1 protein-coding gene is annotated in these 670 nt (G+C 57.8%); it reads right to left on the bottom strand.

The window, feature by feature from the left end; genetic code table 11:
* A partial coding sequence (locus AACV02_RS28450) for an immunoglobulin-like domain-containing protein (RefSeq protein ID WP_218568292.1) occupies positions 1-670 on the bottom strand: 670 nt, incomplete at both ends.

Genomic DNA, 670 nt, shown 5'->3' with positions numbered 1-670 from the left:
CTTCAACGACCGATGGGTCCGCCGTCAGGGTGACGGTTGTGGTATCGATCGAGTCGGTGATGGTGGTCACCGCTGGCGTAGGGTTGGTTGCCAGGTTTTCGAAATTACCGCCGGTAGCGTTGGTGATCGTCGTGTTGACGGTCGAACCGTTGTTGTAGACATCGTTGGCCGGAGTTTCAAACACCACCGAACCGGCAGATTTCCCGGCTTCGATGACGATGGTCTGGCCATTCGAAAGCGTCACAGTCACCGCAGTTTGCGCTGGGTTAGTCAGCGTAGCGGTGTAAGTAATGTTGCCGCCTTCAACGACCGAAGGATCCGCCGTCAGGGTGACGGTAGTGGTGTCGATCGAGTCGGTGATCGTAGTAGTTGCTGGCGCTGGGTTGGTTGCCAGGTTCTCGAAGTTGCCACCGGTAGCGTTGGTGATCGTCGTGTTGACGGTCGAACCGTTGTTGTAGACGTCGTTGGCAGGGGTATGGAACACGACCGAGCCTGAGGACTTGCCGGCTTCGATGTTGATCGTCTGGCCGTTGCTCAGCGTTACGGTTACCGCGGTTTGCGCTGGATTGGTCAGCGTCGCGGTATAGGTGATGTTGCCGCCTTCAACGACCGAAGGATCCGCCGTCAGGGTGACGGTAGTGGTATCGATCGAGTCGGTGATGGTGGTGGT

This window comes from Pseudomonas sp. Larv2_ips (assembly GCF_963879675.1).
Lineage (GTDB): Bacteria > Pseudomonadota > Gammaproteobacteria > Pseudomonadales > Pseudomonadaceae > Aquipseudomonas.
The sequence above is the reverse complement of the archived record's forward strand: the minus strand, read 5'-3'. Positions and strand labels throughout refer to the sequence as shown.